This window comes from Microcoleus pseudofavosus SVA1_A4, from assembly GCF_036700565.1.
Classification (GTDB): domain Bacteria; phylum Cyanobacteriota; class Cyanobacteriia; order Cyanobacteriales; family Microcoleaceae; genus Microcoleus.
In genome coordinates this window covers 19,399-27,144 of record NZ_JAUBPE010000089.1, presented here as the reverse complement: position 1 = coordinate 27,144, position 7,746 = coordinate 19,399, and the positions used below count along the sequence as shown (strand labels likewise).

The 7,746-nt window shown below is 49.5% G+C and carries 2 protein-coding genes and 2 pseudogenes; 2 read left to right on the top strand and 2 right to left on the bottom strand.

Translation table 11 applies throughout. The features are described 5' to 3' along the window. Window positions 1-217: 217 nt before the first annotated feature. Window positions 218-3,562: a PAS domain S-box protein gene (locus QUA02_RS28460; RefSeq protein ID WP_333032869.1), complete on the bottom strand. Its 3,345-nt coding sequence runs from the start codon at window positions 3,560-3,562 to the stop codon at window positions 218-220. A 390-nt stretch (window positions 3,563-3,952) separates the two neighbouring features. Next, window positions 3,953-4,612 (bottom strand): annotated as a pseudogene (locus QUA02_RS28455) (HAD family hydrolase). Window positions 4,613-4,827: 215 nt separating this feature from the next. Here QUA02_RS28455 and QUA02_RS28450 point away from each other — a divergent pair. Together QUA02_RS28450 and QUA02_RS28445 are read left to right on the top strand one after the other, a co-directional pair. Continuing rightward, window positions 4,828-5,592, top strand: a pseudogene (locus QUA02_RS28450) (Uma2 family endonuclease). A 293-nt stretch (window positions 5,593-5,885) separates the two neighbouring features. Next, complete coding sequence (locus QUA02_RS28445; RefSeq protein WP_333032868.1) at window positions 5,886-7,694, top strand: aspartate kinase; 1,809 nt, start codon at window positions 5,886-5,888, stop codon at window positions 7,692-7,694. The last annotated feature ends 52 nt before the right edge of the window (window positions 7,695-7,746 follow it).

Genomic DNA, 7,746 nt, shown 5'->3' with positions numbered 1-7,746 from the left:
TTATCTTTAACTGAGCTTTCAGATATCGTGAGCTCCTGCTCTTGGGTGGCGATCGATTATTCAGCAAACCCTAATTATCAAAAATATAGGCGAACCCTGCCCTACACAATTTAACATCATACAAGTCCGAATCAAACGGACATGACATGAATTGACACACACTCAATAATTAATCCGTGTATTCATGTTCATCCGTTTAGTGCCTTCCTGAATCCTTCTACTTAATTGGAATTTCGATGATAAATTCGGTGCCTTTACCTGGTTCCGAGAGGCACTGCAATTTGCCGTTGTGTTTTTCAACGACAATTTGGTGCGAAATTGATAAACCCAAACCTGTGCCTTTGCCTACTGGTTTTGTGGTAAAAAACGGGTCAAACAAACGCACGATCTGATCTTCGGAAATGCCCGGACCGTTGTCTTTAATCCGAATGCAAATGCTCTTGTAATCAATCGTTTCAGTTTGAATTGTAATTGTAGGAAAGGGAGAATCTGCTGTATTTTTTGCTTGGCTGCTGCTTTCTTCCAAGGCGTCGATCGCATTTGCCAATACATTCATAAATACCTGATTTAACAGTCCGGGATGACAGTTTATTTGCGGCAGTTCTCCGTATTCTTTAATCACTTTAATACCGTGCCAGTTTGCCTTAGCTTTCAGCCTGCTGTTCAACATTAACAAGGTACTTTCTAAACCTTCGTGAATATCGGCAGCCTTGATTTTCGCTTCGTCCGCCCGCGAGAAATTCCGCAGAGTTTGAATGATTTCTACAATTCGCTCGCATCCTGTCTGCATCGAATTGAGCAATTTTGGCAGGTCTTTTCCTAGAAATTCTAAGTCTATATCATCGGCTTGTTGCTGAATTTGGGCTGGGGGATTTGGGTACTCTTCTCGATACACTTGCACGATTTCTAACAAGTCGAGAACGTAGCCTCGGACGTGGCAGAGGTTGCCGGCGACAAAGCCAACTGGGTTGTTAATTTCGTGGGCAATTCCTGCTAGCACTTGTCCGAGGGAAGACATTTTTTCGGTTTGGACTAACTGCATTTGAGTTTGTTGCAATTCGTGCAAAGCTGTTTGCAATTCCTGGGATTTTTGCCGATCGCGATCTGCCGCGGCAGCCCGTTCTTCCTCAACTCCGATCGCGCCGGCAATAATTCCGATCAGCTTGCAGTCGGCTTCTGTGGGTGCGATCGGTTCGGTGTAGACAACGCACACCGAACCGACGTAATCGTCGCCCCGCCGCACTGCTTGTCCCAGATAGCTTTTGAGTTCGTAGCGGATGACAGCGGGATCGCTTTGGCCGTAGATCGTGTTCTGCAAGTCAGGAATTGCCAAAGCCCGATCGCTGGCTTGGTGGCAGACATCGGTGCAGATGTGTCCTTCGGCGCGATCGACCTCCGGGTAGTCAGGCGGCGTTTGCCAAGTTGCGATCGCGCGCAGCAGCCCGCCACCGACGTGGCTGTAGACGGCGCAGGTTCCGCCCAAAAGCTCGCCGGCTAAGGTTGTCAGGCGGTGGATATTGTCAGCAGCGTCGGTGGTGAATCCCAAAAAGCACTCGTTGATTTTGCTGATGCGGTACTCTGCTTGCCTGCGCGCCGTCATGTCGCGGGAGTTGATCGCAATTCCGCTCACAGCGGGGTCTGCTAGCAAGTTCATGCCCACGGCTTCGAGAAAACACCAAGAACCGTCAGCGCGCCGGAACCGAGCTTCTAGGGCGATCGGATCGCCTGGATTTGCGATCAGTTTTTCGCCGTCGGACATCGCCGAAGGAATGTCGTCAGAGTGAATGAAATCGAGAACGCTTTGACCGATGAGTTCCTCTGGTTCGTAGCCCAAAACTGTTTCAGCAGAAGGGCTTTCGTAAACAATGTGGCCGCTGGCATCGAGAATAGTAATGATGTCGGAACTGTTGAGAATCAGCGATCGCCACTTAGCCTCATTTTGCAATAAAGCTGATTCGGCAAGTTTGCGATCGGTAATATCCTCCACCATTTCCAAAATAAACTGGGGCCTGCCGTGACTGCTGTCGATCGCAGAGGCGCTGAGGCGTCCCCATCTAATGCTGCCGTCTTGGCGGAGGTAGCGCTTCTCGATTTGGTAAGCTTCGCGCGATCCCGCGGCCAACTGTTGGCGCAACTGGCGATCGGACTTTGCGTCTTCCGGGTGCGCGCAGTCTTCCAGGCTGGCGCCACGCAGTTCGGCTTTCGATCGCCCCAGCATAGCTTGAAATGCCGGATTAGTGGCGATCGCAACGCCTTCGAGGGTAGCGACTGCCATGCCGATCGCAGCGCGTTCAAAAATTGCCCGAAACCGCTGTTCGCTGTCCCGCAAAGCTGCTTCTGCTGCCACTTCCTGGGTGATGTCCCGCCCCGCGACTGCCATGCCTTTGCGGGAACCGTCGGGGTTGAACAGCGGTACTTTCCGCACTTCAAACAAATTACTGCCGCCTGTGGGTAAGGGGACAATTTGGCGGCTGGAGGTAAGAGTACCTGCTTTCCAGGTGGTTTCGTCGGTTTCTTGCCAACTTAGCAGGATTTCTCTGACTCTGGGATCGGCTGCTGCTGCGAGTTCGGCAGTCGTTTTGCCTTGGTACTCTGCGGTTTCCCAGCCCAAAAGTTTGAGGGCGCAGTCGTTAGCAATCAGCCAGCGCCCCTCGCCGTCTGTGAGGTTGATGGCATCGGGCACGGCATCGATCGCGGTTTTTAGCCAGTATTCTTGATTGTGCAGGGCTGCTTCGGCGCGCTTGCGATCGGCGATTTCGGCGACGGTTCCTTCGTAGTAAAGGAGTTCGCCGCCTTCGCCGCGGACTTCGCGCACGTTTTCCGAGATCCAGGTAGTGCTGCCGTCTCTGCGGCGGACGCAGGACTCAAACTCTTTTAGGGAACCGTTTTTGCTGATTTCGGCTGTGAAGGAAGCGCGGCGGGCGCGATCGGCATAAAGGTTTTTTGCCGAACAATTTGCGATCAGTTCTGAGGGGGAATCGTAGCCGTACATTCGGGCGAGTGCCTGGTTGGCGCTGAGGTAGCGCCCGTCTGGGGCGGTTTGAAAGATGCCTTCGGTGGCGTTTTCAAAGATGCTGCGGTATTTTGCCTCGGCTTGTTTGAGGGCTTCTTCTGCTTGGAAGCGATCGGTGATATCAGATTGGACGCCGATGAAGTGGGTGACGATCCCGCTGCTGTCGCGCACGGGCGAGATGCTTAGTTCGTTCCAGAATGGGGTGCCGTCTTTGCGGTAGTTTTTCAGAACTACTTTGCAGTCGTGTTGTTCTTTCAAGGCCGCGCGGATTCGATCGACGGCTGCGCGATCGGTATCCGGGCCTTGCAGGAAGCGGCAGTTGTGCCCGATTATTTCGGTGCGATCGTAGCCTGTAATCCGCTCGAAAGCCCGGTTGCAGTAGACTATGGGCTTGTCCGGCCGGGTTGCGTCCGCGATCGCGATGCCGTTGCTGGTAGCTGCCAGGGCGCGATCGTACAGCCGAAATACTTCTTCTATTAAATTCGGTGCATTGCCGCCAGCGCGAGTCGGCGATAGCGTTTCAGAAGGAATGCTTGTATCGATCTGCATGAGTTTCTATAGATTGAGTTTATTGTCTATCCCGACTGGCCGCACCCTAGAGTTTAACAGAATTTCCTGTTTTCCGTAGGCATAAGTTAGAAAGCTATTATGCAGAATTTTGGCGGTAAATTATACCTAAAAAAAATCTGGCTTCCCTCGTTTTTTTCTTTCTGCCTTCTACCTTCTCAGGAATCCTACTTGTTAATTTATAATAGCTGTTACCGCGATCACTCTATCTTTGGTATGGTTTATTTGGCAGCCTTTGCGAGGCTTACAGGTTCGGGCCTTTATTTTTTCACTTCAATCAAAAAAATAGAGCGTCCGGCTATATTAAAATATTTCTTAGTTAATGTTTTTTACTTAAATGATTCAAACTATTCTGAAAAAAACAAGAAAAAATTAATTTTTAACGAACACAGCAAGTTCCGAAATATCGTCGATCGCGAAAGTCGGTTCTAGGGCGAGACACTGAGCGCGATCGCCATATCCGTAAGCCGCCCAACAAACATCTATCCCAGCATTTTGAGCAAACAGCAAATCAACCGCTGTATCGCCAACCATTAAAACTTGACTGTTATCCAATTCCGGGAACAGCGGTTTAATAATCGAGTAAAAAACAGTCGGATTTGGTTTGTGAATTATTTGTCCGTTATCGCCTCAAATTAAATCAAAAAAACCGTGAATTCTCAACTTTTCCAGGAACAAATTAACAAAACTAACGTGTTTGTTGCTCAAAACTCCCAGGCTCAATCCAGACTTGCTAGCCAACTGCAAGATTTGCTTTGTCCCGGGAAATATATCTAGCTGCTTTTCACCTTCTGTCCGATAATAAGAGGGGTAAGTTTCAACCCATTCGGGAATTGCGCTTTCCTCGATCGCCGGATGGAGGATTTTAAAACTATTTGGTAAATTAATGCCGATCGTACCTATAATAGTATCAGCAGCAGGCGGGATAATATTGAAACTTTCAAAAGTTTTGGTAAAGCAAAATACAATAGCTTTGTGAGTAATTGCCAAAGTGCCGTCGAAGTCAAAAATAATTAACTTGTACTGACTCATATTTAGGAAATTTTTCTATATATAGCCTTTCTCAGTAACATGAGGTACTATCTGGAATAGGGCATAGGGCATAGGGCATAGGGCATAGGGCATAGGGCATACCTCACTTTCTTGAGAACCGCTATAGCAACCGGAGGCTTCCAATGACATAATAGCATTATTAATCTCTAAGTCACGAATTATAAGTATAATCTTTAAACCTTCAAGAGGTCAACATGAGTGTCACCGAAAAACCCGAAATTCTAGCCACAGATTTCCCAGACCACACTCAATTACCAGACTCCGACGGTACTTTTGTGAAAAACTTTCAAGAACATCCTCAAAGCATCCTGTTAACAACATCAATTAGACCCATTTTAGACCAAATTCATCCCGACGGGCAATAATGCATCGGTCAAGATTCCGGTATTTATTGGCGAGTGGCCGGGCCCCCGGAACCGCCAGAAAGAGGAGCCGAAGCACCTGATTGGTTTTACGTGCCCGACGTGCCGCCAACTCTTGACGGAAATCTGCGCCGTTCCTATGTAATGTGGCGGGAATTAATACCGCCTCTGATTGTACTTGAATTTGTTTCTGGCGATGGCAGTGAAGAAAGAGATAGGACTCCTCGCCAGGGCAAATTCTGGATTTACGAGCGGATAATTCGACCTGCATTTTACGGCATTTATGAAGTCACCAAAGCACAAGTTGAAGTTTATCATTTGGTAGAGGATCGCTTCGAGTTAGTCCCACAAAATCAGCGCGGACATTACCCGATCGCACAAATAGGAGTGGAATTAGGCATTTGGCAAGGGGTTTATCAGGGTGTAGAACTGCCTTGGCTGCGCTGGTGGGATGCTTCCGGGAATTTGCTGCCGGCGGCCGAGGAACGGGCAGAACAAGCCGAATTAGCGACAGAACGAGAACGACAGAGGCGCATAGAAGCTGAGCTGCGAATTCAAGCTTTAGAAGCGCGTTTGCGAGAGTTAGAAGGCGAGTAATTCGATTTTAGATTTTAGATTTTAGATTTTAGATTGGGGATGACTGATGATTATCGGGATTGGGTTCTTCATAAGTTATTCGCAATTATTCAATTCTTCAATCAAAAATCTAAATTCCCATCAGTCGCAGGTTCCGGTAGGGACACGGCAATTCAGTGTCCCTAGGAATATCATGTGCTGTAAAAACCCGATCGCCTAGCAGCCTCCTCAGAAACGATATAAACATTCATCGGTTATTATCAAAAATTTGCGTATATTAACTTAAGTATTGGATCTCTTTTTGTGTAAGTCCTATGGCACTAATTGTTCAGAAATATGGCGGAACCTCGGTTGGTACAGTCGATCGCATTTTGGAGGTAGCCCGACGAGTTGTAAAAACAGCACAGCTCGGCAACTCTCTGGTTGTCGTACTTTCGGCGATGGGCAAAACCACCGACGGTTTAGTTAAACTCGCCAAGGAAATTTCCGCAAATCCCAACAAGCGGGAAATGGATATGTTGCTCTCCACTGGGGAACAAGTCTCGATCGCACTTTTGAGCATGGCATTGCAGGAAATGGGACAGCCCGCAATTTCCCTCACCGGCGCCCAAGTTGGCATTGTCACCGAAGCCGCCCACACCCGCGCCCGGATTTTGCGGATCGATCCCAATCGGCTTCAGAGCCAGTTAAAAAGCGGTAAAGTCGTTGTGGTTGCGGGTTTCCAAGGCATAGCCGATGCCGGAGAATTGGAAATTACCACCTTGGGGCGCGGCGGTTCCGACACGACAGCAGTGGCCCTCGCCGCAGCGCTGCGGGCCGACAAATGCGAAATTTATACCGACGTGCCCGGAATTCTGACTACAGATCCGCGCTTGGTTGCCGACGCGCAATTGATGGACGAAATCACTTGCGACGAAATGCTGGAATTGGCGAGTTTGGGCGCAAAAGTCCTGCACCCGCGCGCGGTAGAAATTGCCAAAAATTACGGCGTGCCGCTGGTAGTGCTTTCTAGCTGGAGTGACGCCCCCGGTACGCGGGTAGTGTCCCCACCCCCGAAACTTCGGCCTTTGGAGGGTTTGGAGCTCGCAACAGCGGTGGATGCGGTGGAATTTGACTTAGATCAGGCGGGGGTATCGCTACTGCGTTTGCCCGATCGCCCTGGCGTAGCAGCGCGGTTGTTTGGTGCGATCGCCCAACAAAACCTCGATGTAGACTTAATTATCCAGTCAATTCACGAAGGAAATACTAACGATATTGCCTTCACCGTGACGCGAAAATCTCTCCAACAAGCCACCGCCGTTGCAGATGCAATTATCCCCGCCCTCGGCAAGAATTCTCGCCCAGAATTGGGAGAACCGGAAGTGAAAGCAGAAGAGCGGCCAATAGCTAAAGTTAGCATTGCGGGTGCGGGAATGATCGGTCGTCCGAGGGTAGCGGCGCAGATGTTTAAGACTTTAGCGGATGCGGGAATTAACATTCAAATGATTTCTACATCCGAGGTGAAAGTTAGTTGTGCGATCGATGCTGAAGATTGCGATCGGGCAGTTGCCGAACTCTGCAAAGCCTTTGATGTCGCCAACTCCCCTATTGGGCTGCATTCAGCATCCCACAAACCGCCCGCAGTCCGCGCCGTTGCGTTGGATCTCAATCAAGCGCGTCTAGCAATTCGCCATTTGCCCGATCGACCCGGAGTAGCAGCCAAACTGTTCGGACTTTTAGCCGAGGAAAATATCAGCGTAGACACGATCATTCAGTCGCAGCGCTGCCACAATATCGACGGCATATTAACTCGCGACATTGCATTTACCGTAGCACAAATTGACGCCGAAGCTGCTAAAATTGCCCTGAAAAAAGCCGCCCCAGAATTCGGATGGGGCGAAGTTGCAGTTGATACAGAAGTTGCCAAAGTTAGCGTTGTCGGTTCCGGGATGGTAGCGCATCCGGGAGTAGCCGCGAAAATGTTTGAAGCGCTTTCCCAACAGCAAATCAACATTCAAATGATTGCTACTTCCGAAATTAAAATTAGCTGCGTTGTGGATGAGGCACAAGGTGTGATAGCTTTGCGCGCAATTCACGCAGCCTTTGAACTTGCCGGCACCGAAAAAATCCAAGTTCCTGCCTAATACTTGTTTGCAGTTGCGCTTGGGCGCCGGCCGGGACTCAAGCGCAACTACA

What these genes read in the sequence shown, in the direction of transcription:
- QUA02_RS28460 (WP_333032869.1), bottom strand. Translation starts at nt 3,562, where the DNA reads ATGCAGATCGATACAAGCATTCCTTCTGAAACGCTATCGCCGACTCGC.
- QUA02_RS28445 (WP_333032868.1), top strand. Translation starts at nt 5,886, where the DNA reads ATGGCACTAATTGTTCAGAAATATGGCGGAACCTCGGTTGGTACAGTC.